Consider the following 24,844-nt stretch of genomic DNA (forward strand, 5'->3'; position numbering starts at 1 on the left):
CAAGGAGTGCGCATGCCCCATGTCACAGTTGGCTCAGAGGGAGCCGACCCGATCGAGATCTATTACGAGGATCACGGCGCCGGTACGCCTGTGGTGCTCAGCCACGGCTACCCGCTGAGCGGGCAGGCCTGGGAAAAGCAGGTCTCCGCACTGCTCGCAGCCGGTTACCGGGTCATCACGTATGACCGGCGTGGTTGGGGCAATTCCAGCCAGCCCGACGGTGGGTACGACGTCGACACGTTCGCCGACGATGTGAACGTGCTGCTCACGAAACTGGACGTCCGCGACGCCATTCTCGTGGGTCACTCGATGGGAACCGGCGACGTTGCCCGGTACCTGGGTCGTTACGGCACCGAGCGGGTCGCGAAGGCCGTGCTGATGTCGCCGATCCCGCCTTTTCTCCTGCGGACGGACGACAACCCCGACGGCGCACCGCAGTCGTTGTTCGATGGGTTCATTCAGGCCGCGCGGGCGGACCGCAACGGGTGGCTCGAGCAGTTCCTAAAGAACTTCTACAACTTCGACGTCTACGGCGGCTCGCTGGTCAGCGACGACGAGTTCCAGGCAAGTGCGAACGTGGCCGTAGCCGGATCTCCTGTCGCCGCGGTGGCCTGTATCCCGACCTGGCTCACCGACTTCCGTGCCGACCTGTCCAAGATTGACGTGCCGGTACTCGTGATTCAGGGCGACCAGGACCGGGTCCTACCCATCGGGGTGACCGGCCAGCGGGTGTCCGCCTTCGTCGGGGATTCGCGGTTGCTCGTCATCGAGGGCGGGCCGCACGCCATTGCCTGGACCCACAGCGATCAGGTCAACGCCGCCCTGCTCGACTTCTTTGCGAAGTGACGTGAAAGGAAACACAGTGACATTGTCCTTCCGGCGGCGCCTCATTTCCGTAGGCGTGGCCATCGGTGCCCTCACCCTGGTAGGTGCCGGTATCGGCACCGCGCAGGCCTCGACGAGTAACGCTTTGCATTCGCGCCCCGCAGCGGTCAAGCCGACAGTCGTACTCGTGCACGGGGCGTGGGCGGACGGGTCGAGCTGGGACAAGGTGGCGGCCAAGCTCCAGCACGACGGCTACCGGGTAGTCACGCCGCCGAACCTCCTGACGGGCGTGCAGAACGACGCCGCGAATCTGCGCGCGTACCTGGACACCATCACCGGACCGATCGTCCTCGTCGGGCACTCGTACGGCGGCATGGTCATCACGAACGCCGCTCTGGGCGACAAGCAGGTCAAGGCCCTGGTGTACGTCGACGCGTACATCCCGGAGCAGCACGACACGGTGCTGTCGCTGACGTCGGCCGTGCCGGGCTCGGTCTTCGCGGCCGAAGCGTCCACCGTCTTCGACCAGGTGGCGATCCCCGGTGACGACCCGCACAACGTCAACCTCTACGTGAAGCCGTCGATCTTCGGCAAGGCGTTCGCCGACAAGAGCATTCCCGCCAAGGACGTGGCGGTGCTGGCCGCCCGGCAGCGTCCACTGGCCTTCAACGCCCTGGTCGAGGAGTCCGGCGAGCCGGCCTGGCACACCATTCCCTCGTGGTCGGTGATCGGCAAGCAGGACGCCGTGATCCCCGCCGCTCAGCAGATCGCCATGTCCAAGAGGGCCAAGGCGCACGCCATCGAGATCAACGCCCCCCACCTGTCCATGGTCACCGACGCGGGAGCGGTCACCAACCAGATCGAGGCGGCCGCCAAGGCGACCGACTGACACGACAGCCGGCCGTGGCATCGCTCACCGCGATGCCACGGCCGGCTTCTTCGCCGTTGCCGCCGAGGGTCAGGAGACCGTCAGGCGGTCGTCCGGGCCGCCTCCAGGATGACCTCGGTGACCTCACCGGGATGCGAGATCAGGCCGAGGTGACCGGCGTCGATCCGGGTGATGTCGGCCCCCGCCCGCTTCATCATCTCCTCCTGACGGGCCGGCGGGATGACCCGGTCCTCGGTGCCGATCACCGCCCATACGGGGATCGTCTTCCACGCCGGCTCCGTGGCCGGCTCACCCAGGGCGTTCGTGGCCAGGGCGCTCTGGGACACGGCGAGCACCTCCGCCTGCCGCCGGGGCAGGCCGTTGGCGAAGCCGGTGATGAATATCTTCGGCAGGACGTACGCGTCGACAGCGCCTTCCGGGGCGCCAGGGAACGGCACGAGCTTGAAGACGCTCGTGGGGTCGGTCAAGGCCGGCTCGAGCACCGAGCCGGAGCCGGCGGTGAGTTCCTCCACGGTCTCACCCTTGTCAGGGGCGAAGGCGTCGACGAACACGAGTGCCTTGACGTTCTTGTTGCCGGTCGCGGCGTCGCTCGCCACGAAACCGCCGTACGAGTGGGCCGCGACCACGATGGGACCTTCGATGGTGGACAGGAAGTCCTTCAGGTAGCCGCTGTCGATCGACGGCCCCCGGTTGGGTTGTGGCGCGACCTGGACATCGAAGCCGCGTGCCTGGAGTCTGCTGACCTCCCCACTCCAGCTCGAGCCGTCGGCCCAGGCGCCGTGCACCAGGACGATTGTCGGTTTGGTGCGACGCCCCTCGTCCGGCGTTGGTCGCCCACCGCCGTCCGCGGACACGCCTGGGGCGGCTGAGCCGAGCACCGTCACCAGGGTTGCGGCGGCGAGCGTTGCGGCGATGCTCTTCGGCCGACGTAGCGAGATACCGAGCACGTTCTTCCCCCTCGTTGGTCAGTCGTTTGGGAACGCGGGCAGATGTGCACGGTTGCCAACGCGACCCGGTCCAAGCCGCAACCGGCCGGCCGCGCCGCTGAGCAGCGCGTGTACCGATGGCGGCAGGCTCCGCTGCCGCGATGACGTGCCTGATCGCCCGACCTCACCGTATTCGCGCCGAGGGCGAATCTCGGACAGAAGAGGAAAATAACTCAAGTTTCACCTTGCAGTAGGACACGCCGTCAAACGGGCCTGCTCAACGGACCAGCGGACGCGACGACCGGCCCCCGCGAAGAGTCGCCGCACGCAGGTTCGTGGCCACGAGGGTCGGCCACTCCCCCGACTTCCCGGTATCTGTAAACAACCCTTGATATTAAGTCTCATGAACGTCAATATGTGGAGGTCGCGGGTCATCGAAGCCTGGGGAGTGAGCCATGAGAAGCCGTCGAATATTCGCAGTGGTAGCCGGGGCGGCGATGACCGTCACGGCCGCCGTCGCCTTCGTCCCCAGCAGCATGGCGGCCATGCCCTCGGCCAACGCCGTCCCGATGGTCGCCTGCACCGCCCCCACCTGGGCCGAAGGCCCCACCTACCAGGCGGGCACCCAGGTCACCTACGGCGGCCGGCTCTACCAGGCGCTGGTCACCCACACCGCACACCCCGGCGCCGGCTGGAACCCCGCCTCGACCCCATCGCTGTGGCGTGACCTCGGCGCGTGCTCGGGAACCACGCCACCGCCCACCACGCCACCACCGACGACCCCGCCGCCCACCACCCCACCACCAACCACACCTCCCCCCACCACACCGCCGCCGACCGGTGGGACCTGTGCGGTGAAGTCGCGGCCCACCGGCAAGGTGTTGCAGGGCTACTGGGAGAACTGGGACGGAGCCTCCAACGGCGTACACCCCGGCCTCGGCTGGATCCCGATCACCGACAGCCGGCTCAACCAGCACGGCTACAACGTGATCAACGCGGCGTTCCCGGTGATCCGCTCGGACGGCACCGTCCTCTGGGAGAACGGCATGGACGTCGGCGTGAAGGTGGCCACCCCGGCCGAGATGTGCCAGGCCAAAGCGGCCGGCGCCACCATCCTGATGTCGATCGGCGGAGCCGCAGCGGGCATCGACCTGAGCTCCGCCGCCGTCGCCGACCGGTTCATCGCGACGATCGTGCCGATCCTGACGGCCTACCACTTCGACGGCATCGACATCGACATCGAGACCGGCCTGACCGGCAGCGGCAACATCAACACCCTGTCCACGTCGCAGGCCAACCTGATCCGGATCATCGACGGCGTGCTGGCCCGGATGCCGTCGAACTTCGGCCTGACCATGGCACCGGAGACGGCCTACGTCACCGGCGGCAGCGTGGTCTACGGCTCGATCTGGGGCTCGTACCTGCCGATCATCAAGAAGTACGTGGACAACGGCCGGCTCTGGTGGCTGAACATGCAGTACTACAACGGCAGCATGTACGGCTGCGCCGGCGACTCGTACCCGGCGGGCACCGTGCAGGGCTTCACCGTGCAGACGCAGTGCCTGAACAACGGGCTCACCATCCAGGGCACCACCATCCGGGTGCCGTACGACAAGCAGGTCCCGGGTCTGCCGGCGCAGATTGGGGCGGGCGGCGGCTACCTGCCGACGTCGCTTGTCACGCAGGCCTGGAACTCCGTGCCCGGCCTCAAGGGCCTGATGACCTGGTCGGCGAACTGGGACGGGTCGAAGGGCTGGACCTTCGGCGACAACGTGAAGCGCCTGCAGGGCCGCTGACGGGTGACGGCGCCGGGCCTACCGCCAGCCGGTCTTTCCGGCGGGCGGTAGGCCCGGCGCTTCGAATGGTCGGCACACCGGAATCGCACTCGGTCGTGCGGCGCGCCGACCAGGAACGAGAAGTCGTGCCACCATTGCGAACCAAAGTTCGGTGCCGCTGCGATAGGTAGGCATGACCGTCCAGGACGACGTCGGCCTCCTGGCCCTGATCGCAGGCGGCGACCGGAACGCGTTCGAGGCGTTCTACCGCCGGCACGCGCCGTGGCTGCGTCTGCGCCTGTGCTACCGCTGCGCCGACGACGCCCTCATCGACGATGTCGTGCAGGAGACGTTCCTCGCCGTGTGGACCGGCGCCGCGGCTTCCTTCCGCCCTCGCGACACCGACGCCGCTGCCTGGCTGTGGCGAATCGGGTCGCGCCGGCTCATCGACGCGCTGCGTCGCCGCACGTCCCGCGACCGGCTCGGCCGGCTTCTGGCCCGCCTGCGCGGCCGCGACGAGTCGTCCGCCGAGGAGCAGGTCCTCATCGGTCTCGAGCACGGCGACCTCGGCGGCGCCCTCGCCCGTCTCTCCCCGGAGCTACGCGCCGTCATCCGCGCCACCGTCCTCGACGGCCTCTCCACCGCCGAGGCCGCCGTCCTGCTCGGCATCCCCGCCGGCACCGTCAAGACCCGGGCGATGCGCGCCCGCCGGCAGCTGCGAGAGGAGTTGACATGACCTGGCATCTACTCGACGAGGACCTACGGGCCTACGCCACCCGTACCCTCGCCGCCCCTGGTCTGTGGTCCACGGAAGCGCACCTGGTCGCGTGCGGTGAGTGCCGCGAACGCCTCGCCGCCGCCGCGACAGTCGACCTCCGGTGGGCGGTCGACGGCGGCTGGGCCCGCCTCGACGCCACCCTGGACGCGCCGCGACCGGGGCCTGTCGAACGCTTGATGACCACGGTGGGCGTGCCTGACCACACCGCGCGGCTGCTCGCGGCGACGCCGGCGCTGCGACTGTCGTGGCTGCTGGCGATCGCGGTCACTGCCGCGTTGACGGCGACGGTCGCCGTGTTCACCGACCCGGTCGTCTTTCTCGCCGTAGCCCCGCTGTTGCCGCTGGTCGCTGTCGCGATGTCCTTCGCGCCCGGCATCGACCCCACCGACGAGATCACTGTGGTCGCTCCGATCCGCTCGTTCCGGTTACTGCTGTTGCGGTGCCTCGCTGTCCTGTCCGCGACCACCGCGCTGTCCGCCGTGGCCAGCCTCTTCATCTACGAGTACGGGCTGCGCGCGACCGGCTGGTTCCTGCCCTCGCTCGCCCTGACAGTGCTGTCGGTGCTGCTCTCGCCTCGGCTCGGCGCGGTGCCGGCCGCGGTCGTCGTCGGCGTCGGCTGGGCGGCGGTGGTCGCCGTCACCGTCGGCGACCGGCTCATCTTCACAGTGGCCGGGCAGGTCGGCGTCGTGATCGTTGGCGGGATCGCCGCGGTGGCGCTGTCCCGTCAGCGCGGCACCTACGACCGCTACCACGTCCCCAACTTCATGAGGAGGGTTTCATGACTGCCGTTCAGGCAACCGGTCTGGCGCTGCGGTACGGGCGCACCACAGCGCTGGAGGACGTGTCGTTCACGTTGCGCACCGGGGTGACCGGGTTGCTCGGCCCGAACGGCGCGGGCAAGACGACGCTGCTGCGGATCGTGGCGACCGCCCTGCCGGCCGACGGCGGATCGCTGCGGGTCTTCGGCCACGACCCGAGCACACCACCAGGGCGGCTCGCGGTCCGGCGGCTGCTGGGCTACCTGCCGCAGGACCCGGGCTTCCACCCGTCGTTCACCGCGTTCGAGTTCGTCGACTACGTCGCGATCCTCAAGGAGCTCACCCACCGGGCTACGCGGCACACCGAGGTCGCCCGGGTGCTCTCCGCCGTCGGCCTCGACGACCGACGGCGATCCCGGATCCGGACCCTGTCCGGCGGCATGAGGCAACGGCTCGCGCTGGCGGCCGCCCTGGTCGGCGACCCGGACCTGGTCATCCTCGACGAGCCGACGGTCGGCCTCGACCCGGAGCAGCGGCTGCGGTTCCGGGAGCTGATCGCGGACCTCGGCGAGCGCAAGACGGTGCTGCTGTCCACCCATCAGACCGAGGACGTCATGTCGCTGTGCCAGGAGGTGATCGTCCTCGACCGGGGCCGAGTGCGGTTCGAGGGCACCCCGGTGGAGCTGGCCGGGCTGGCCGCCGGTCGGGTGTGGACGAGCGCGGCGCGCCAGGCAGGGGCGTTGGCGTCGTGGCGGACGGGCACGGGGCTGCACCGCCACGTCGGCGACCCACCACCCGGGGCCGCGCTGGTGCAGCCGTCGATCGAGGACGGCTACCTGACGCTTGTCGGCGTCGTCACCGAGGCATCGGCGGTCGCGGGCGGCACGCGATGACCGCGACCCTGACGGTGGCCGCGTCGGCCCGTCCGACGCCGTCGTCCACGCACGGGCGTCGGCGAGCGATGCTCGCCCTCACCCGGTTCGAGTCGGTCCGGATGTTGCGACACCCGCTCACCATCGCGGCCGCGCTGCTGTTCCTCGGCCCGTGGCTGTGGGGCTCGTTGTCCGGCTCGGCCAACCGATATCCGGTGCTCCCCGACGAGCTGATCACCATCCAGCTGCTCGCGTTGCCGGTCCTCGGCGGGTCGGCGCTGATCGTGGCGAACCTCGTCACGCTACGGGCGCACCGACACCACGTCGACGCGTCCTACGACGTGCTGGTGCTGCCGCCGGCCTGGCGGATCGGCGGGTTCCTGCTGGCACTGCTGCCGCTGGCCGGCCTCAGCCTGCTGCTCGTCGGCGTCCGGGTCGGGGTCTCCGCGGCGCTGCCGGGCGCTGCCGGGTCGGTCGACGTCGCCACGTTGCTGACCCCGTCGGCGCTGACGCTGCTCCTCGGCGCCGTCGGGGTGCTCGCCGGGGTGCTGATCCGCTCCGTGCTGGTCGCCCCCCTGCTCGCCCTGCTCGTCCTCGTGCTGGAGTACGCGGCGATCATGGTGGGCACCCTGATGCTCATCGGGACCGGCTGGCGCTTCCTGTTTCCGGTCTACATCAGTGAGTTCCCGGCTCCGGTGCCCGCCGGTGTCTCCGACCGGCCCGCGGCCCGGCACCTGGTCTACCTGGTCGGGATCACCGTGCTGCTCGTCGCGGCCGCCGTGGCTCGGGCCCACGCACGGCGGTCGGTCGTCGCGGCCGGGCTCGCCGTCGGGCTGATCCTCACCGTCGGCGGCGGGCTGGCCCAGTCGCGACCCGACCCCGACATCGCGGTGGCCCGCGCGACCGTCAGAGACCGGCCGGCGAGCATCCAGTCGTGCACCATGCGAAGCGACGTCACCTACTGCTACTTCGACGGGTTCGACGGGTTCGTTCCCGGGTGGGAGTCGGTGGTCACCTCCGTACGCGCGGTCGTGCCGGACAGCGCCGCCTCGTCCGGGCCACCGCTCGCGGTGCGGCAGCGGGCCCTCGCCGAGGAGATCTCGGCCGGGGGTTCCGGGTCCGTCGCCGAGGCCATGCAGGCGGTGGCCGCTTGGAAGGTCGAGGACGCGGCGGCGGGCACCCCGGAGGCGGTCCGGGTCGACACCGCGTGGGGCGACGATCGGGCAGCCGCCGCCCTGGCCGCCGAGGTTGCCTACCGGTTGATGGCCGCGAAGACGTACGACGGGGGGAACTTCCTCTGCGGGGCGCGGGCGGCGCTCCTGGTGTGGCTGGTCGGGCGGGCGTCGCCGACCACCCTGGCCGGGATGCGTTCGCTGGACGAGACGAGCACCGGTGCGCTCGTCTTCAGCGACATATCGGGCTTGTACGGCATCCTGGCACCCGACCGGGCGGCGGCACCGGCGTTGGAGTTGCTGGAACGGCAGTCCGACGAGGTGCCACCACTCGTCGAGCGGCACTGGGCCGAGCTGACGGCGCCCGACACACCGTTGGAGCGTTTCGGCGCCATCTTCGGGGTGCCGATCCAGCCGCTCGCGCCGGACGACGAGGCGCCGCCGTGCGTCCCGTGAGCGACGTGCCCGCCGTCAGCGCGTCGGGGCCGGCGGCCGGTGGGCCCGCGCGGCGGCGGGCCGGGCGACTGCGGACGGCGGCGGCGCTGCTCTGGCCGACGCTGCGGGCGACGCGCATCTCGCCGCTGCTGGCGGCCGGGGTCGTCGGCGCGGCGATCGTGACCCCACCGGCCGTGACCGGGTCGGTCCTGCCTCCCGACGAGCACCTCACGTTGCTGCGGTTGGTGATGGCCTGCATCGGCCTCGGCGTCACGTTCACGCTCGACGACCCGGCGAAGCCGACCACGGAGACCGTGCCGGTTCCGGCCTGGCTCGGCGCGCTGATCCGAGCGGCCCTCGCCGCGGTCGTCGGCGGTGCGTGCTGGGCGGCAGCGCTGCTGGTGACACGGTCCGGGCCAGAAACGGCATCGCTGCCGTACACGGACCTGACCCGTGAGGCCGCGACCGTCGCGGCGGTCGCGTTCCTCGCGTCGGCAATCGGCTGGCGGCGTTCGCCGCGCGGGATCGGCAGTCCACTCGCCGCGCCGATGCTGCTGCTCGGGATGGCGGTGGTGGCACTGCTGCCGACCCCGGTGGCACTACTCGTCGGCGTGGGCGACGGCTGGGGCGCGGCTCACGACCGCTGGACGTACCTCCTGGCGGGGACGCTGGTGGCGAGCGCCGGGGTGCTCACCGTCCGCCGGTACCCCCGGGTGCGGCTGACAGCCGTGCGGCATTCGCCGGCAAAGTGACAGCACGGTTTGAGCGCGCATTCCCCTGTGGCCAGTTCGAATTCACCACGTCGCTCTACGGTGCCAGCGGACCGAGAACACCCTGCTCGTACGTGGAGAGATGAGGATTGATGGCAGTAAGCAAGCGGGTGGGACTGACCGCTGCGGTGGTCGCCCTGACCCTGACGCTGCCGGGCGCCGCGACAGCGGCCGCGGCCGAGCGGAACACGTGGGGCCAGGCCGAGTTGTTGAGGTTCGCCGCGCTGCCAGCGGCAACCTTCGTTCCCGGCAGCGAACCGTCCGGCTCGTCGCTCGGCAGTGCCCCCGTCAATGGGATCACCCCGCCGTTCGCCGACCAACCGATCCAGGGGTTCAGCGGCGTCCTGCGCAACACCGACGGCACCTTCGACGTGTTGTCCGACAACGGCTTCGGCAACAAGGCCAACAGTGCCGACTTCGTGCTGCGCGTTCAGCGGGTCGCGCCCGACTTCGGCAGCGGCGCCGTGGACGTGCTCGGTGGCATCAACCTGACCGACCCGTATGGCAAGGTGCGCTTCCCGCTCACTCGTGCCGACCGCGTGCTCACCGGAGCCGACTTCGACGTCGAGTCGATCACCCGGACGGCGGATGGCACGTACTGGCTCGGTGACGAGTTCGGTCCGTACCTGCTGCACTTCGACCGGGCGGGCCGCTTGCTACAGGCACCGGTGCCGCTGCCCGGGGTGTTCGCCCCCGAGAACCCAGGCCGCGGTGCGACCCCGGCCAACCTCGCCAGCAGCAAGGGCTTCGAGGGCATGGCCCAGTCGCCAGACGGTCGCACGCTCTACCCGCTGCTCGAGGGCACGACCACTGGGGACCCGGCCGGCACCCTCCGGCTGAACGAGTTCGACACCCGGACCAACACCTACACCGGCCGGCGCTGGGCCTACGCGCTCGACTCTCCCGCTCACGCGATCGGTGACGCCATCATGGTCGATCGCGACCGCTTCCTGATCATCGAACGCGACAACGGCCAGGGCGAGACGGCAAAGGTCAAGAAGATCTATCTCGCCGACAAGCGCGACCGGAACCGCGACGGACTGCTCGACAAGACGCTGGTCGCCGACCTGATGGCAATCGGCAACCCTCGGCACGTCGGCGGGTTCGGTGACCCGTTCACATTCCCGTTCCAGACGATCGAGGACGTGGTAATCCTCGACGACCGCACGCTCGCCGTCCTGAACGACAACAACTTCCCGTCATCGGCGGGCCGGACGGCCGGACAGGCGGACAACAACGAGTTCATCGTGATCAAACTCGACCGCCACCTGGACGCGGACAAGCGCGTCCTGCGTCGCTACTGACCCGATGCCAGGGGTGGGCAGCCGACCGGCTGTCCACCCCGTCCGTGGGTCATCCCTCGGCAGTGGGCCGGCTGTGCACCACCAACTCGTCGATCTCCAACCGGCCGACGCGCAACTCCCGCACGACCGCCCGGCGGATCGCCAGCCGCCCGATGACCAGCGCCCCGACGGCCACGGCTCCCACAGCCAGCGCCCCCACGGCGAGGGCACCGAGCGACGCCGCCCCCGCAGCCCTGGCGCCGGTAGCCGCCGCGCCCGTCGCCACCGCGCCGTTGGCGCGCGTACCAGTCAACCGCATCAGGCTCACGTCTCGCTTCATCGCCCCATTGTCCGGTGGTCTCCCCCCGCCGGCCTCAGCGGCACACTGCTGGGTGCCGATCAGGCCACCGTTGGCCATCAGCATGAGGACAAGGTCGTCCAGGACCACATCGGGCCGCAGGTGGCCCATGGGCCAGGCGCATCAGTTCGGCGAGCGAGGCGGGCGGTGGTGGCGGCGGCGGAGCCCTTCAACTGAATCCGCTGCACCGATCGGGGCGGTCTCTTAGGCTGCGTGGGCGGGGTGCCCGGTTCGACGAGTGCGGTTCGCGGTGGCGCTGTACGGGCTGGTCGGGTGCTCCTCCCGGCGGCCTGGCGGTACCGCTACCTCAGTCGACACGGGAGCCGCCGCGACGGCGCCTGAGGCCCCGGTTTGTTCGCCGTCAGCGGCCGAGCCTGGCTACCGGTGAGGAGCACCGATGACGCAGAGTGAACAGGACCGCCCGGAGATCGTCGTCGGACTGGTGGCAACCCCGCCGGACCACCCGGCCCGGGTGGCCGCGCGGCTCACCGCCGAGCTGACCAGCGGGCTCGCCGAGCGGGTGAACGCGGACGTGCGGTGGATCGTCCGGGAAGGCTGGGGCGACGTGGCGCCGCGCCGCGACGGCGGCGTTGAGGCGCTACTCGATGATCTCGCCCAACGGCGTGCCGACGACCAGTGGGACGTCGCCGTCTGCCTGACCGACCTGCCGCTGCATGCCGAGCGGGTGCCGCTGGTCGCGCAGACCTCCGCTCGGCGTCGAGTCGCTGTGGTGTCCCTGCCCGCGCTGGGACTGCACCAGCTGCGAGCGGCCCGCGCAGCCGTTCCGGATCTGGTGAGCCGGCTGCTGACCGACGCAACCGACCAGCGAGTGCCGCCTGGCGGCTGGGCACCGGCCGAGACGGCAAGCCGGGTTCCCGCCGTCCACCGGGTCGTCGGCGAGGCCGACACCGGTGAGCGGCGCTACGTCGCCTCGCGGCTCATCGGCCGGTTACGGCTGTTGATCGGCATGGTTCGCGCCAACCGTCCGGGGCGAGCCCTGCTGGGCCTGTCGAAGCTGCTGGTGGGCGCGTTCGGCACTGCCGCGTTCGCACTCACCACGGACACCATCTGGCAGATGGGCGCTGCGCTCGGCGGACTGCGGCTCGCCGTGATCATGGTGCTCGGGCTGACAGCGTTGGTGGCCTGGTTGATCGTCGCGCACGACCTGTGGGAGAAACCGAGCCGCGAGACGCCGACCGAGCTGGCACGGCTGTTCAACCTGGGTACGATCCTCACCCTCACTCTGGCCACGGTGCTGTCCTACGTGGTGTTGTTCGTGGGAACGGTGCTCGTCGCGGCGCTGCTGATCGACACATCAGTCCTGGAACAGACCTTGCAGCGGCCGGTCGACGTCACCGACTATCTGACGCTCGCCTGGATCACCAGCTCGCTGGCCACCGTCGGCGGCGCGATCGGCTCCGGGCTCGAGAACGAGGAGACGGTTCGGGCCGCCGCTTACGGCTATCACCCGCAACCCGATGGCTGGCGGGACGAGAAGAGCGGGCAGTCCCGCGGCGGGAGGTAAGCGGGCCGTCGGGCCCGCCCTACTCAAGGCTGATACTGACCGCGGGTGCGGGGCAACCACTGCGGATGATGGTCGCGAAGGTAGCTGACCAGCCCTTCGCGCAGATCGCAGCGCAGGTCCCAGGCGCTGGCCCCGTCGGCGGCCGAGGCCTGCACCTGGATGACCGCTGTCTGTGGAGTGAAGTCGACCATCTGGAGCACCCACTGGTCGCGATCCCAGAGCGGTGAGGACTCGACCAGCCGGCGCGCCTCCCGGCGCAGGTCGTCCAGGTCGGCGGTGTGGTCGACATGAATCTGGATCTTGCCGACAACCCGGGACTCGTTCCGGGTCCAGTTCTGGAACGGCCGCTCGGTGAAGTACGTGGTCGGCAGGATGAGCATCCGCTCGTCCCAGAGCCGGATCACCACGTTGGTCAGCTTCACCTCCTCAACTCGGCCCCATTCGCCGTCCACCACCAGCACGTCGCCGACGTGCAGGCCGTCGGCGAAGGCGACCTGGACACCGGCGAACGCGTTGCCGAGCGCGGTACGGGCCGAGAGGCCGATCAACGCGCCGACCACGCCCGCCGACGTCAGCACGGAGACGCCGAAGAGGCGTACCGGCCGGAAGGTGATGAGGATCAGGCCGATCGCGACGATCGTGACCACGGCGACCGTGAGCCGCCGCATGGGCCGAATCTGCGTCCGGGCCCGCCGGACCCGCCGGCTGGCGACCGCGTCACCAGGCAGTCGACTGAACGCGACCGCCTCGGCCACGTGCAACGCCTTGTTCACCAACCATGCCCCGGATATCACCAACGCCACCCGGGCGACGTGCCGCAGATGAGGCTGCCATTCGGCCGGACCCAACGGCAGCGCGTAGTACAGCGCCCCGACCAGCAGCAGCGCCGCCGCCGGGCGGCGGCAGGCATGCCGCAGGGGCTCCAGCAGCCACCGGTAACGGCCGCGGGCTACCCGGCGGACGACCATGCCAGAGACCAGGTCCACGACCACCGCCGTCGCCAGCGCGGCCACTACGATCAACGCGGTACGCATCAGAGGCCGCTCACCGTAGTCCCGATGCCAGCTTCCCCCGGCTCACTGCCCAGTCCACGTGCTCAGGGTGCCACCCCGTCCAGTGGCAGGCGGCCAACATCGGCGAACAACAGCTGACCGCAACCGCGTCAGCCGCTCGACGATCGCTTCACCGGAGCAGTTGCACTCGTGCGGCCGGGGAGCCGGCGCCGGCAAGCGGAGTGGTGGCGAGGCGCTGACCGCGACTGTCGCTGTGCCCGAACCTAGGAGCGAGCGCGGATGATCGTCTTTCCGGTGATCCGCTTGGTCGGGTTGAGAGCGGCGACGGCGTCGTCGAGGTCTGCGACGTTGCCGATGTTCGTCCGCAGTCGCCCGTCCCGTACCCGCTGGACGATTTCCCCCAGTTGGGTGCGATCGGGCATCACGACGAAATCTATCGCCAGGCCGCCCGCCGGCCGCGCCTCGGACGGTCCGACAACGGACACCAGTGTTCCTCCGGCTCGAATCAGGCCTGCCGACCGCTTCCCGATGTCACCGCCGATGACGTCGAAAACCAGGTCGACCCCACCGACGTCTTCCACTGCCTCGTTGCCGAGGTCGACGAACTCGTGTGCGCCGAAGTCGAGCGCCCTCTGACGGTCGGCGGCGCGCCCGGTGCCGATGACGTAGGCGCCGAACTCACGGGCGAGCTGCGTCACCATCGACCCGACTGCGCCGGCCGCACCGTGCACGAGGACGCTCTGCCCCGCCTGCAGGCGGCCGTGCTCGAACAACCCCTGCCAGGCGGTCAGGCCAGAGATCGGCAGGCTCGCTCCCACAGTGAAGTCGACGTCGCCGGGCAGCGGCGCGAGGTTGCGCGCCTCGACGGCCACGTATTCCGCCAGGGTGCCGTCGCGGGTCCAGTCCGTCAGGCCGAACACCCGCTGTCCCACCGACAGCCCCGTGGTGCCATACCCGAGAGCGCTGACCACCCCGGCCAGCTCGTGCCCGGGTATCGACGGAGTCCGGTCACGGCCGAGGCGATCGGTCCAGGTCGAGGGCCACGCCATCTCGGTCGGGACGAACCCCGACGCGTGAACCTGAACGACGACGTCGTTGAGTGCCGGTTCCGGCTCAGGCCGCTCCACCAGCGTCATCCCGGCCGTTCCCGCAGCCTCGTCCGTCACCACTATCGCCTTCATCAGATATCTCCCTGCATCCAGCCCTCGTCTGCACTGGCACGAGGAGCGCATGTCCGTTTCCCCGCATTGACGGCGCCAAGCCTCGACGCCGTGCACACCACGCTGATCGGCAGTGGTTGGGGCGCGAGGACATCGCCGAGAGGGGCGGGGACGTGTGTCGAACTGACGCCGACGGGTAAGTCGGGCTCCTCGTCGCTACCGGAGCCGCCCGTCGGTCATCCCGAACCTAGCTACGGTAAAACTGGTCTGTCAAGTCCACTGTTGGGGCGCGGGGTTACTGCTGTGGCCGAGCAGGAAGTCCCAGTTCAACCTCATCACCGGCGCGACTGCCCGGCACGGCTGGACAGGATCACGACTGGACTCAAGAGTCCAGATAGAATCGAGGGTGCGGGAATATGACCGACCAGGAGAGCGTCTGTACCTACGTGTCCAGGTGGGCTGGCACGACGACAGGCAAGGAGACGACGTGAACACCGAAAAGGCAATCCTCGCCGGCGGCTGCTTCTGGGGCATGGAGGAGTTGTTCCGCCGCCAGCCCGGCATCGTGTCCACGCGCGTCGGCTACAGCGGCGGCGACGTCCCGAACGCCACCTACCGCAACCACGGCACCCACGCGGAGTCCATCGAGGTCGTCTACGACACCGACAAGACCGACTTCCGCGCGCTGCTCGAGTTCTTCTTCCAGATCCACGACCCGTCGACGAAGAACCGCCAAGGTAACGACATCGGCATCAGCTACCGCTCGGCGATCTTCTACACCAGCGACGAGCAGAAGCGGGTCGCCGAGGACACCATCGCCGACGTCGACGCCTCGGGCCTGTGGCCCGGCACTGTCGTTACCGAGGTCACCGCGGCAGGCGACTTCTGGGAAGCAGAGCCTGAGCACCAGAACTACCTGCAGACCTACCCCAACGGATACACCTGCCACTTCCCCCGGCCCGGGTGGAAGCTTCCGAAGCGGGCGACGGCCTGACACCTCCGGCGCGCGGACCCCGGTCCGCGCGCCGGTCCCGGGGAGCCCCTTCGCGCTTAGGACCGAAGGGTCCAGGTAATTTCGCACCGATGATGATCTAGCGGTAGTGGTGCCCCCGTCCACCAAGCCATGGGAACGCGTGCCCGCCCTTCACCAGCACGCAATGCGCCATGACGCATGATGGACTCCGAGGTCCAACTCCACCTAGATCATCTGGTGTGCCGGATAGACTTGACAGATGAGCGACGAGCAGCTGGCTGCGCCGACGAACAGGCGGCGGATCAGTCAACGGGGCATCGCGACGCGAAAGCGGATCCTCGAGGCAGCGAACCGGCTCATGCTCGTACGCGGAGTGAACGCGACGACCCTCGACGACATCCGCGAGGCAAGCCAGACGAGCAAGTCTCAGCTCTACCACCACTTCGCCGACAAGCAGGAACTCGTGCGCGCCTTGGTCAAACATCGAGGCGCGCTCGTGCTTCAGCGTGAACGCGCGGGGCTCGAACGACTCAGATCGTTCTCCGGGCTGGTCCGGTGGCGTAACGCGCTGGTCCAGGCCAACTCGCTGAACAACGGCAAGTACGGGTGCGGCCTCGGGTCGATGACTCTGGAGCTGTCTGATCAAGATGAGCAGGCTCGATCGTCCCTGTCGGAGACGTTCGCGGCATGGGAAAAGCTGATCAGTGATGGTCTGCACCGGATGCGCGACAGCGGCCTACTGCGCCAGGACGCCGACCCGGAGAAATTGGCCACGGGATTGATGGCCGCTTTGCAGGGCGGCTACCTGCTGGCGAACGCCGCACACGACGTCGCTCCCATGGAAGTCGCTCTGGACATGGCGCTGGAACACATCAGATCGTTCCTGGTGCCGCCGTCCGAGGAGCCGACGCGCTAGGGCCCCGCTGTAGACCGAAAGGGCCGGCGAGTGATTCCCGCCGACCCCTCCCGGCACTGTCACTTTCCGTACAGCTCGAATTCGTAGAGTGAGAACCCGTACGAGGTGGCCCGCTTGACCCCGTACACCCGCACGTAGCGGGCGGTGACCGGGGCGAAGGTGGCGTTGTCGACGCCGCCGTTGCCGGCGGTGGTGGCGAACACCGGCGTCCAGGAGGTGCCGTCGCCGGAGACCTCGATCCGGTACGAGGTGGCGTGAGCGGACTCCCACCGCAGCACCGCCCGGTTGACGCTGCGGGCCGCGCCGAGGTCGACCCGGAGCCACTGGTTGTCGTTGTAGCTGCTCGCCCACCGGCTGCCGAGGCTGCCGTCGACCGCCTTGGCCGGGGTGTGGCTGGTCAGGAACTGTGTGCTCGACGCGGTGGCCGGGCGGCCCTGCGCCAGGTTGGTGACGTCGTCGCCCCGGCGCGCCGGGAACGAGACGACCTGCTGGTAGGTGGGGCGGTTCTGCCAGGCGATCACCGGGTGGGTGATGCCGCCGAGCCCGGAGTGGGCGATCGAGTCGGCGCACCACTGGTCGCCGGCACCGCAGGACTTGTCACCCGGGTAGACAGTGGTGACCGGCACCACGGCGGCCTCGCCGAGCGCGTCGAGCAGTGCCTGCCGGCACGCGGCGAGGTTGCCGTTGCCGCAGTACGCGCGGCCCAGCCCACCGGCCACCGGGTCGCCAAGCACGGTGCGCAGGTCCTTGTCGACGTAGCCCCACCAGCCGTGCTGGAACGACGATCCCTTGTGCGCCTGGCCCTGCAACGCCCAGCTCGCGGCGCCGTCGCGCCCGCCGTTCTGGCCGCCCGACGGCGCCTCGTTCACCTCGATGGCGTCGACCAGCGCGGCGTAGAGATCCGGCCCGAGGCCGGGGCGGAACTGCGCCGAGGCCAGCAGCGGCCACCAGGCGTCGAAGATCCGGATGGCGTCGGCGTGCTGGTAGACCTTCGAGCCGGGTGACGTCTCCACCCGGCGGGCCCCGGCCTGCTGCCAGGCGCGCAGCTTGCCCACCGCGTCGGCCAGCGCCGGCTCGGTGACCGGCGTGCTGTCCAGCACCCGCAGCAGGTCGCCGAGGACCTGCTGGCCGCGCAGGTCGGTCACCGCCGCATCCGCCGTGATCGTGACGACGTCGGCGCGGCCGAGCTTGCGCTGGGCGATCGCGGCGCGCACCGGGCCGTCGAGCAGCTGAGCCCGGTGTACGGAGCCGAAGCTGAAGTTGCCGTCCGCCGCCCCGAAGTCCCGCGCCTGCTTGTTGTTCCAGCTGACGTAGTAGTCCTGGTTGACCGACTGCGGATGCGCCGACGCCGGGGTGTAGGTGGCGTCGTTGGTGTCCGGGTTCCAGCCGGCCCACTCGTACGCCGCATCGGCCCTGGTGGGCAGGTTCGGGTCGGCGGTGGCCGGACGGACCGGGTTCGAGCCGGAGTTGTAGTACGCCGCCTCGGTCGAGTTGACGTAGAACCAGTTGAACGCGTACCCGACATCGGCCGCGGACGCCTGGAAGGCCGCGGCGCTGCCCATCGCCGACGGGTCGTTGAAGGCCTGGAAGCCGATCGCCGAGTCAGCCTCGTGCCGGTAGGTCGAGCGCAGCTTGGTGAACGCCGTCGGCTGCCCGTTCACCAGGCCCCGGTGGGCCACCAGCCCGTACTTGGTGCGCAGCGCGCGCAATGTGTACGAGCCGGCCGGGGTGGAGTCGGCCAGCGTCGGTGACCAGGAGTTGCGCTGCTCCAGCGCCTCCATGGCGAGGCACTGCCCGTGGTAGAGGTAGCGGTTGGTGCGCAGCGTCGGGGCGCTGCCGTCGGTGGTGCACAGCGGCACCGCGTACGTGTCGGTGAGGTCCTGGGAGGCGGAGGTAGCGCTCCACGCGTAGTCCTGGCCCCGGCCGAGCAGCACGTAGAGGTTGAGCCCGGCGAACGCGGCGCCCCGAGCGCTGATGCCCGGGCCCTGCAACTCCTGGAGCATCAGCAACTGCGGCGCGAAGTAGCCGGTCTGCGGCCCGAACACGGCCACCGGGTTGCCGGTGGTGGTGTGCCGTCCGGAGACCACCACCGCGTTGGACATGCCGTGAGCGCGCAGGTTGGCCAGGCCGCCGAGCAGTTCCTTGGTGGCGGTGCTGGCGCCGGTGCGGGCGGCGGCCCCGCCGGTGGCGTCGTAGGCCAGGGGTTCGGCGACCACCGAGCCGGCGTCGGGGAGCACCGCGCTGGTCGCGCCGGGCGGCGTCGCCCCGTACGGGAAGCTCTGCCCGTCGTGCAGGGTGAGCACGGTCTCCGGGTCGTTCTGCGAGCGGAAGGCCGCCCACACCCGGTCGCCCTCGGTCGCGCCGTACTTGGCGCGGGCGGCAACCCGGACCAGCGCGGACTGAATCTCGCTGCCGCCGCCCCCGCCGAAGAGTCCGCCGATCACGCCGGCGGTGGCGATCAGATCGGTCATGGTGAAGTGCTTCGGCTTACCGGCGCCGGCGAGCACGTACTCACCCGGGTAGTTGTCCTCGGCGATCGACCTGTCGATGTAGGCGTTGATGCCGGCGATGTAGTCGACCACGTCGGTGTAGAGCTGCTGGCCGCGGGCGCCCTTGGTGCGCAGCGCGTCCACCTGGGCCTGGAGGTCCGCCTCGGTGTACGGCGAGTTGGCCCAGACGCTCTGCTCCAGCTCACGGTTGCCAGGGGCGCCGCCGGCGAACGAGGTGACGTTGCCGCGGCCGACGTGCCGCAGCAGGTCCATCACCCAGAGCCGGTCCTGTGCCCCGGCGTAGCCGGCGCCGAACATGGTGCCGGCGCGGGTGGTGCCGGTGACGTGCGGGACGCCGGTGGCCTTGTCCCGCACGATGGTGACGTCCGCGCGCGGTGAGACGGTGCTCTCCACCTGTGCGGCCGGGACACCGAACGAGGCGTCGTTGTAGAAGTGGGCGATCTGTTCGTCGGTCAGCCCGGCGTAGTTGTAGACCAGGTTCGCGTACTCGTCGAGTTGGTCGCTGGAGTGCGCCGGGCGGGTGCCGAGCGCCTGGTGCGCCAGGATGGCGACCAGCGTGGCGTTGCCGTTCTGCCCAGGGGGCAGGATGTCGGCGCACTGGCCGAGGCAGTAGTCGTTGGCGGCGAACGTCGTGGCGGCCAGCGCCGGTGACGGCGGGGTCACCGTCAGGACGCTCGCGGTCAGGAGGGCGGCGCTGAACGCCGCGAGCCGGTTACGGAGAGCGGGACGGGGCATGGCGATCCTCCGGGGACGCGGAGTCGGGCCGTTCGGTCACGCCCGGCTTCCGGTGCCGACGTCTCGCCCTCCGCGCCCGGGCGTTCCGCCAGGAGGTGAGAGTGACTCGCATCTATCTTCGGGCAATGATCGACGCAGAACCCCCGCGCGGGATACCCGTCGTTCACCACGCGCCAATGCCGACGTTTCACCGCCTTTCGCCAGCGGCAACACTGTCACCCTGTGGGTTCCCGACACGATCGCGGGTGGGAGGCCTCCAGCGTCGCCAGCGGCGCATCAGCCGCGACGCCGGCTCAGGCGGTCCGCTGCGCGGTGTCGCCACCGCGGAGGCTGTCCAACTCGGCGAGGTACATCGCCTGCATACGGTCATAGTGCCGGACCAGCAGCGTGACCTCCTCGACGCTGTAGCCCTCGACGAGCCGCTCCGCCCGCTCGGCGAACCGCTCGTACGGTCGCTGCAACTCGGCCATCCGCTCCGGCCGCAGGGCGACGATCAACCGCCGCCGGTCCGCCGGATCGCGCTCGGCCGTCACGTAGCCCGCCTGCTGGAGCCGGCGGAGCATGCTGGTCACGGCCCCGGTGGTGAGGTTGGTCCGCTCGGCGACCTGCCCCGCGCTGGCGGACCCGACGTCCGCCAGGTAGTCGAGGCACTCCAGGTCGCTCACGGTGAGACCCAGCCGCTCCGCGATGGCGTACCGGAACACCATCGACAGCCGCGACGTCTCCCGTCCGGCGCGCATGAGGTCGTCGATCACGGACGCACGGGCCGGCTGGTGGGACATGCCCGCAATCATCCCTCCGGGACGGTGACCCGGTGCAGCCGAGGTAGCACGCGGGTCAGCACCCAGTGGGGTGCGGCCGCTCCCCCGGTGAGGCGGCGCATCAGCCTCGCGGCGGTGTCGACGGCGCGGAAGGCGTAGGGCACCATCTCGTCCTGGTAGCTGGCTATCGCCGCCTCCACCGGCGTGCCGCTGGCCTGGGCCTCGACCAGCCTGCGGCCGAGCAGGGCAGCGTCACGCAGCGCGGTGTTGCCGCCGTGAGCGCCGAACGGCGGCATCACGTGCACGGCGTCGCCCATCATGGTCGCCCGGGGCACTGCCCACCGGCGCGGACGCTGGCCGGTGGCGAAGAGGTTGAGCACCGTGGCGTCCAGCTCGGCCGTGCCGACCAGCCGCCGGATGACCGTGTGGAAGTCCATGCTCATCCGGGAGGCCAGTCGCCACAGCGCCAGCAGGTCGCCCCGGATGCCCACGGGCACCTCCTCCTGCCGGAGCAACAGTCCCCACATGACGTAGTCGTCGCCCGTGGGCGCATAACTGCCCGGGGCCAGGCGCGCGAACGCCTCCGGCGGGCTCTCGCCGAACCGCATGGAGGTGAAGAAGAAGGCGCGGCCCGGCTGGTCGGCGATGGCCAGGACCCCGCTGGTACGCAGCGCGTCCGGGATGACGCTCTCGCCGTTGCGCCGCAGGGGTGACCGGCCGTAGATGCCCGCCATCGGGGTGTTCGCGGGGTCCGCGTCCGGCATGATCTGCGCGCGCAGCGCCGAGCCGACGCCGTCCGCGCCCACGACGACGGTTGCCGCCGCGGCCCCGCCGTCGGTGAACAGCAGCCGCGGCCGTGCCGGGTCGCCACTGTCCACCGCGACGGCGTCCTTGCCGTAGTGGATGCGCCCGTTCAGCCCGGACTGCAGGATCGACCGCAGGGTCAGCCGGTCGACCTGGCGGGTCGCGTGCGGCTCGTCCTTGAAGGTGATGGCGAACGCGTCCCGCAGCCGGCTGTCGGTAAAGCGTAGCTGCCCACCGGGCTCGTCGCCGGTGGTCAGCGCCAGGTTGTACAGCGAGCGTGGCAGGCTCTCGCGCAGCGCCTCGATGCCGTACCGGTCGAGAATGATCCGGTAGCCCTGCCGCCGGACGAAGGGGCCCGAATCCCGCTCGTAGACGTGCACGTCGATGCCGGCGCGCATCAGGTACTGGGCGAGGCAGAGGCCGGAGAGGCCGGCGCCGGCGATCGCCACCGAGAAGTCCGTCGATGTGACCATGCGGTTTATCTTAATGACTAAGATGATTTCGGCAAGGCCGTCGCCGCGACGGTGGCTGGACCGGTCAGCTTGGTCGATTAGTGTCGATGCATGACGCCAGCCCTCGCCGCCAGCGCCTTCGACTCGCTGCGCCTCGACGCCGTGCCCGACCAGGAGGCACTGCGCCGGGCCTACGAACTTCCCAGCGACGCGGCCGTGCGGAAGCAGATGACCGAACTCACCGAGCAGACCCGGCGGTTGATCGGCTGTTCGTCGCTGGTCCTGGTCGCCACAGTCGACGCCACTGGCAACTGCGACGTCTCCCCGCGCGGCGGCCCCGCCGGCTTCGTCGCCGTCCTGGACGCACGAACGGTGGCAATACCGGACGCCACCGGCAACAAGCGTCTGGACAGTCTGCAGAACGTCGTCGCGACGGGGCGGGCCGGGCTGCTGTTCATCATTCCGGGGCGTACCACGACGCTCAGGGTGAACGGCCGGGCCTGCGTCTCCACTCGCCCCGAGCTGCTGTCGCAGCTGACCGCCGTGGGCAAGCCACCGGCCAGCGCGCTGGTGCTGGGGATCGATGAGGTCTACCCACACTGCCCCAAGGCGCTGCTGCGCAGCGGGGCCTGGAAGCCCGAGCAGTGGCTGCCGGCGGACGCCCAGCCGACCTCGGCCGAGGTGACGCTGGCCCAGCTACGAATGCCCGAGCTGACGATTGCCGACATCGAGAAGGCCGAGGCGGACTCGCTGAAGTACCGGTACGAATGACAGACATAGCTGAGTTTCGATGAAATTGGGTTTACGCCTGGTGGGTTTCCGTGGGACTGCTCTAACCTCAAGACATGGTCTCGCGTCGATCTCTTCTTCGGGCGGTCCCGCTTGCGGCCGCTGCCCTTACCGCCGCCCCAGGTGATCTCCGTTGGACCGGCACGCCGTCCACCGCGACGAATGCGGTCCGCGTACCACCCGACCCGGCCACGATGCAGGCCGCCGCTACCGCCGTTCGCGGCTTCACGGCCGACCTCTACCGCACCGTGGCATCGACCCGGGCAGGCGACAATGTGGTGTGCGCGCCGTACTCGGTCGCGATCGCGCTCGCGATGACCAGGGCGGGCGCCGGCTCGACCACGGCAGGCGAGATGGACACTGTGCTCCACGCGCCGCATCCGCGCCCTCGCGCACTCGACAGCGGGCTCAACACCGTCGAGCAGGCGCTCGCCGGCCGCTACCAGGACGGCGACGGAGTCAAGCAACCCCGGCTGACCACGGCCAATGCGCTGTGGACACGACTCGATCTGTGTCTGCGGCCCCGGTTCCGGGACGCCCTGGCCGGCTACTACGGCGCCACGCCGCGACCGGTCGACTTCCGCGGCGCGCCGGAGGTGGCCCGCCAGGAGATCAACACCTGGGTGTCCGATCGGACCAACGCGAAGATTCCGGAGCTGTTGCAGTCCGACGCCGTGAGCCCCAACACCAGCCTGATACTGACCAACGCGATCTACCTCAAGGCGGCCTGGAAGTACCCGTTCACCGCGGCGGCAACGGCGGTAGGACCCTTCACAAGGGATGACGGAACCGTTGTCGACGTCCCGATGATGCGCGGGCCGTTCGACAGAATGGGCTACCTCGAGGGGGACGGGTGGCGCGCCGTCGACGTGCCGTACGCGGGCGACGGCCTTGCCATGGCCATCGTCATGCCGACCCGGGACGATCTCAGCGCTGTCGAGGCGAGCCTCGACGCGACCTGGCTGGGAGCGTTGCTGGCCGGGTTCCAGATCACCGACGTCGAACTGCGCCTGCCCCGGTGGACGTTCCGCCTGCCGGCCGAGCTGGGTGCCGCGCTGAGCAGCCTCGGCATGCCCACGGCATTCACGTCACAGGCCGACTTCACCCGCATGAGCACCGAGCCCGCCCTATGCATCGACGACGTGGTGCACGAGACGTTCATCGGGGTGGACGAGAAGGGTACCGAGGCGGCAGCCGCATCGGCCGTCATCGTCCGACCGCCGTCGATCCCGCAAGGGCCGCAGTTCTTCGCCAACCGGCCATTCCTGTACGTCATCCACGACCGGCTCACCGGCGTACCACTGTTCCTCGGCCGCGTCCACGACCCGCTGGTCAACGGCCCAGCCTGACCCGACGACACCAGACGACATCGTCGGTGCGCGACGTCAATTGGCCCCGAGCAGGTCCCACCGGTTGCCGGCGATGTCGAGGAAGACCGCGACTCGGCCATAGGGCTCGGTCCGCGGCTCCCGGACGAAGGTGACATCGGCCTCGACCATCCGTCGATAAGCGGCGTCGAAGTCGTCGACGCGGAAGAAGAACCCGACTCGGCCGGCTACCTGGTTACCGATTGCGGCGCGCTGGTGTTCTCCGTCGCCGCGAGCGAGGAGGATCCCGGTCTGAGCGCCCGGCGGCCGAACGACCACCCACCGCTTGGCTCGACCGTCATTGGTCAGTGCTGGGGAGTCCTCGACGAGGTCGAAGCCGAGTACGTCGATGAAGAACGCGATCGCGGGGTCGTACTCGTCGACAATCAGCGCAACCAAGTCGATCTGCACCACGGCAGCGTACCTGGGACGAGGTCCTGCTGGCCTGCGGCGAGAACGGCCGGTCGCACCTGCGGGACGAGCGCCTGGTTCATCCGTCGCAGGCTCGGCGGCAGTTGCGCGCACCCGAACCTCGTGGATAAGCCGTCTCCTACCGTGACGCGCAGCGGTGGGCGCTCATCGTCGAGGCGTTGGGATACTCCCCCAGGGCCGGCAACCTCACCGACGTCCTTCACGTCTTCGGTAACTGTCTGACCGAGGGCGAACCAGGCTACGCCAGCGAGGACTTCCTCGACCGGATCGACAACTGGGACGAGATCGAGGACGTTGACCAGCCGGAGACTTATGACGGAGGGTCGATTGTGGTGCGAGGCCGGCGGATGTCCACGCGATGTGATGGCGGCTGCCCTCTGAGATCTGTCTCCCGCGGCCTTGGCGGACGCTCTGTGCCAGGAATGCGGTTGCGGCGCCCCGTAGGATTCCTGTCATGAGTTGCTTCGCCGCTTGGCGCACGCGCCACTGAGGGTCGGCTCGCCGCCGTTCCGGCCGCCGGCTGACCATCTGACGCCCGATTTGTTGGCTTTCAGAATCTCAGCTCG

At 69.9% G+C, this 24,844-nt stretch carries 22 protein-coding genes and 1 pseudogene; 15 read left to right on the top strand and 8 right to left on the bottom strand.

Features of this window, described 5'->3' with window-relative positions; translation table 11 throughout:
• Positions 1-12 precede the first annotated feature (12 nt).
• Both OHB44_RS22095 and OHB44_RS22100 read left to right on the top strand, forming a co-directional pair.
• Complete coding sequence (locus OHB44_RS22095) at positions 13-846, top strand: alpha/beta fold hydrolase (RefSeq protein ID WP_330438106.1); 834 nt, start codon at positions 13-15, stop codon at positions 844-846.
• A 16-nt stretch (positions 847-862) separates the two neighbouring features.
• Complete coding sequence (locus tag OHB44_RS22100; RefSeq protein ID WP_330438107.1) at positions 863-1,714, top strand: alpha/beta fold hydrolase; 852 nt, start codon at positions 863-865, stop codon at positions 1,712-1,714.
• 80 nt (positions 1,715-1,794) lie between these two features.
• Here OHB44_RS22100 and OHB44_RS22105 read toward each other — a convergent pair whose 3' ends face one another.
• The gene (locus tag OHB44_RS22105) at positions 1,795-2,661 is read right to left on the bottom strand and encodes an alpha/beta fold hydrolase (RefSeq protein ID WP_266301872.1); all 867 of its coding nucleotides are present in this window, start codon (positions 2,659-2,661) and stop codon (positions 1,795-1,797) included.
• 434 nt (positions 2,662-3,095) lie between these two features.
• Here OHB44_RS22105 and OHB44_RS22110 point away from each other — a divergent pair, with 434 nt between their 5' ends.
• The 7 genes from OHB44_RS22110 (at position 3,096) to OHB44_RS22140 (ending at position 10,504) form a co-directional block, all read left to right on the top strand.
• Positions 3,096-4,436, top strand: a complete 1,341-nt coding sequence (locus OHB44_RS22110; RefSeq protein ID WP_266301871.1) for a carbohydrate-binding protein — start codon at positions 3,096-3,098, stop codon at positions 4,434-4,436.
• A gap of 172 nt (positions 4,437-4,608) precedes the next feature.
• Positions 4,609-5,151, top strand: a complete 543-nt coding sequence (locus OHB44_RS22115; RefSeq protein WP_238680895.1) for an RNA polymerase sigma factor — start codon at positions 4,609-4,611, stop codon at positions 5,149-5,151.
• Positions 5,148-5,975 (top strand): hypothetical protein, encoded by an 828-nt coding sequence (locus OHB44_RS22120; RefSeq protein WP_238684203.1) that lies wholly within the window; start codon positions 5,148-5,150, stop codon positions 5,973-5,975. The genes OHB44_RS22115 and OHB44_RS22120 overlap by 4 nt, the downstream gene beginning before the upstream one ends.
• Positions 5,972-6,844 (top strand): ATP-binding cassette domain-containing protein, encoded by an 873-nt coding sequence (locus OHB44_RS22125; RefSeq protein ID WP_238684204.1) that lies wholly within the window; start codon positions 5,972-5,974, stop codon positions 6,842-6,844. Before OHB44_RS22120 ends, OHB44_RS22125 begins: the two co-directional genes overlap by 4 nt.
• Positions 6,841-8,451 carry a hypothetical protein gene (locus tag OHB44_RS22130; RefSeq protein WP_330438108.1) on the top strand — a complete coding sequence of 537 codons (1,611 nt, stop codon included), beginning with the start codon at positions 6,841-6,843 and terminating at the stop codon, positions 8,449-8,451. The genes OHB44_RS22125 and OHB44_RS22130 overlap by 4 nt, the downstream gene beginning before the upstream one ends.
• Entirely contained in the window at positions 8,448-9,182 is a 735-nt protein-coding gene (locus OHB44_RS22135; protein WP_330438109.1) for a hypothetical protein, read from the top strand. Before OHB44_RS22130 ends, OHB44_RS22135 begins: the two co-directional genes overlap by 4 nt.
• 110 nt (positions 9,183-9,292) lie before the next feature.
• Positions 9,293-10,504: an esterase-like activity of phytase family protein gene (locus tag OHB44_RS22140; RefSeq protein WP_238684207.1), complete on the top strand. Its 1,212-nt coding sequence runs from the start codon at positions 9,293-9,295 to the stop codon at positions 10,502-10,504.
• A gap of 49 nt (positions 10,505-10,553) precedes the next feature.
• Here OHB44_RS22140 and OHB44_RS22145 read toward each other — a convergent pair whose 3' ends face one another.
• The gene (locus OHB44_RS22145; RefSeq protein ID WP_238684208.1) at positions 10,554-10,823 is read right to left on the bottom strand and encodes a hypothetical protein; all 270 of its coding nucleotides are present in this window, start codon (positions 10,821-10,823) and stop codon (positions 10,554-10,556) included.
• Between the two features lie 415 nt (positions 10,824-11,238).
• Between OHB44_RS22145 and OHB44_RS22150 the strand changes: the two genes are divergently transcribed.
• Positions 11,239-12,366 (top strand): hypothetical protein, encoded by a 1,128-nt coding sequence (locus tag OHB44_RS22150; protein ID WP_238684209.1) that lies wholly within the window; start codon positions 11,239-11,241, stop codon positions 12,364-12,366.
• A gap of 23 nt (positions 12,367-12,389) precedes the next feature.
• Here OHB44_RS22150 and OHB44_RS22155 read toward each other — a convergent pair whose 3' ends face one another.
• Together OHB44_RS22155 and OHB44_RS22160 are read right to left on the bottom strand one after the other, a co-directional pair.
• Complete coding sequence (locus OHB44_RS22155; RefSeq protein WP_330438110.1) at positions 12,390-13,400, bottom strand: mechanosensitive ion channel family protein; 1,011 nt, start codon at positions 13,398-13,400, stop codon at positions 12,390-12,392.
• A gap of 242 nt (positions 13,401-13,642) precedes the next feature.
• On the bottom strand, positions 13,643-14,560 hold the full coding sequence (locus OHB44_RS22160) for an NADP-dependent oxidoreductase (protein WP_238684210.1): 918 nt from the start codon (positions 14,558-14,560) through the stop codon (positions 13,643-13,645).
• 466 nt (positions 14,561-15,026) lie between these two features.
• On the opposite strand from OHB44_RS22160, the gene msrA reads away from it, so the two are divergent.
• Entirely contained in the window at positions 15,027-15,533 is a 507-nt protein-coding gene (gene msrA / locus OHB44_RS22165) for a peptide-methionine (S)-S-oxide reductase MsrA (RefSeq protein WP_238684211.1), read from the top strand.
• A gap of 238 nt (positions 15,534-15,771) precedes the next feature.
• A complete protein-coding gene (locus OHB44_RS22170; protein WP_330438111.1) occupies positions 15,772-16,428 on the top strand; it encodes a TetR/AcrR family transcriptional regulator in 657 nt (218 codons plus the stop codon).
• A 59-nt stretch (positions 16,429-16,487) separates the two neighbouring features.
• On the opposite strand, the gene OHB44_RS22175 is transcribed toward OHB44_RS22170, so the two are convergent.
• From OHB44_RS22175 to OHB44_RS22185, 3 genes are all read right to left on the bottom strand, one after another.
• The gene (locus OHB44_RS22175; protein WP_330438112.1) at positions 16,488-19,673 is read right to left on the bottom strand and encodes a penicillin acylase family protein; all 3,186 of its coding nucleotides are present in this window, start codon (positions 19,671-19,673) and stop codon (positions 16,488-16,490) included.
• Positions 19,674-19,966: 293 nt separating this feature from the next.
• The gene (locus OHB44_RS22180; RefSeq protein WP_330438113.1) at positions 19,967-20,455 is read right to left on the bottom strand and encodes a MarR family winged helix-turn-helix transcriptional regulator; all 489 of its coding nucleotides are present in this window, start codon (positions 20,453-20,455) and stop codon (positions 19,967-19,969) included.
• An 8-nt stretch (positions 20,456-20,463) separates the two neighbouring features.
• Positions 20,464-21,711, bottom strand: a complete 1,248-nt coding sequence (locus OHB44_RS22185) for an FAD-dependent oxidoreductase (protein ID WP_330438114.1) — start codon at positions 21,709-21,711, stop codon at positions 20,464-20,466.
• A gap of 90 nt (positions 21,712-21,801) precedes the next feature.
• Here OHB44_RS22185 and OHB44_RS22190 point away from each other — a divergent pair, with 90 nt between their 5' ends.
• Together OHB44_RS22190 and OHB44_RS22195 are read left to right on the top strand one after the other, a co-directional pair.
• Complete coding sequence (locus OHB44_RS22190; protein ID WP_330438116.1) at positions 21,802-22,461, top strand: MSMEG_1061 family FMN-dependent PPOX-type flavoprotein; 660 nt, start codon at positions 21,802-21,804, stop codon at positions 22,459-22,461.
• Between the two features lie 74 nt (positions 22,462-22,535).
• Positions 22,536-23,828 (top strand): serpin family protein, encoded by a 1,293-nt coding sequence (locus OHB44_RS22195; protein ID WP_330438117.1) that lies wholly within the window; start codon positions 22,536-22,538, stop codon positions 23,826-23,828.
• 36 nt (positions 23,829-23,864) lie between these two features.
• Here the strand turns inward: OHB44_RS22195 and OHB44_RS22200 are convergent, their stop codons facing one another.
• Entirely contained in the window at positions 23,865-24,260 is a 396-nt protein-coding gene (locus OHB44_RS22200; RefSeq protein WP_372488303.1) for a VOC family protein, read from the bottom strand.
• Positions 24,261-24,409: 149 nt separating this feature from the next.
• Between OHB44_RS22200 and OHB44_RS33520 the strand changes: the two are divergent.
• Positions 24,410-24,736: pseudogene (locus tag OHB44_RS33520) on the top strand (DUF7003 family protein); the annotation flags it as partial.
• Positions 24,737-24,844: the final 108 nt, after the last annotated feature.

Source organism: Micromonospora sp. NBC_00821, assembly GCF_036347035.1.
GTDB lineage: Bacteria > Actinomycetota > Actinomycetes > Mycobacteriales > Micromonosporaceae > Micromonospora > Micromonospora hortensis.

Excerpts from the sequence above, each read along its gene's own strand:
- OHB44_RS22180 (WP_330438113.1), bottom strand. The coding sequence starts at position 20,455 with ATGTCCCACCAGCCGGCCCGTGCGTCCGTGATCGACGACCTCATGCGC.
- OHB44_RS22095 (WP_330438106.1), top strand. The coding sequence starts at position 13 with ATGCCCCATGTCACAGTTGGCTCAGAGGGAGCCGACCCGATCGAGATC.
- OHB44_RS22155 (WP_330438110.1), bottom strand. The coding sequence starts at position 13,400 with ATGCGTACCGCGTTGATCGTAGTGGCCGCGCTGGCGACGGCGGTGGTC.
- OHB44_RS22125 (WP_238684204.1), top strand. The coding sequence starts at position 5,972 with ATGACTGCCGTTCAGGCAACCGGTCTGGCGCTGCGGTACGGGCGCACC.
- OHB44_RS22130 (WP_330438108.1), top strand. The coding sequence starts at position 6,841 with ATGACCGCGACCCTGACGGTGGCCGCGTCGGCCCGTCCGACGCCGTCG.
- OHB44_RS22160 (WP_238684210.1), bottom strand. The coding sequence starts at position 14,560 with ATGAAGGCGATAGTGGTGACGGACGAGGCTGCGGGAACGGCCGGGATG.
- OHB44_RS22115 (WP_238680895.1), top strand. The coding sequence starts at position 4,609 with ATGACCGTCCAGGACGACGTCGGCCTCCTGGCCCTGATCGCAGGCGGC.
- OHB44_RS22150 (WP_238684209.1), top strand. The coding sequence starts at position 11,239 with ATGACGCAGAGTGAACAGGACCGCCCGGAGATCGTCGTCGGACTGGTG.
- OHB44_RS22175 (WP_330438112.1), bottom strand. The coding sequence starts at position 19,673 with ATGCCCCGTCCCGCTCTCCGTAACCGGCTCGCGGCGTTCAGCGCCGCC.
- OHB44_RS22110 (WP_266301871.1), top strand. The coding sequence starts at position 3,096 with ATGAGAAGCCGTCGAATATTCGCAGTGGTAGCCGGGGCGGCGATGACC.
- OHB44_RS22185 (WP_330438114.1), bottom strand. The coding sequence starts at position 21,711 with ATGGTCACATCGACGGACTTCTCGGTGGCGATCGCCGGCGCCGGCCTC.
- OHB44_RS22195 (WP_330438117.1), top strand. The coding sequence starts at position 22,536 with ATGGTCTCGCGTCGATCTCTTCTTCGGGCGGTCCCGCTTGCGGCCGCT.
- OHB44_RS22145 (WP_238684208.1), bottom strand. The coding sequence starts at position 10,823 with ATGAAGCGAGACGTGAGCCTGATGCGGTTGACTGGTACGCGCGCCAAC.
- OHB44_RS22120 (WP_238684203.1), top strand. The coding sequence starts at position 5,148 with ATGACCTGGCATCTACTCGACGAGGACCTACGGGCCTACGCCACCCGT.
- OHB44_RS22170 (WP_330438111.1), top strand. The coding sequence starts at position 15,772 with ATGAGCGACGAGCAGCTGGCTGCGCCGACGAACAGGCGGCGGATCAGT.
- OHB44_RS22140 (WP_238684207.1), top strand. The coding sequence starts at position 9,293 with ATGGCAGTAAGCAAGCGGGTGGGACTGACCGCTGCGGTGGTCGCCCTG.
- OHB44_RS22190 (WP_330438116.1), top strand. The coding sequence starts at position 21,802 with ATGACGCCAGCCCTCGCCGCCAGCGCCTTCGACTCGCTGCGCCTCGAC.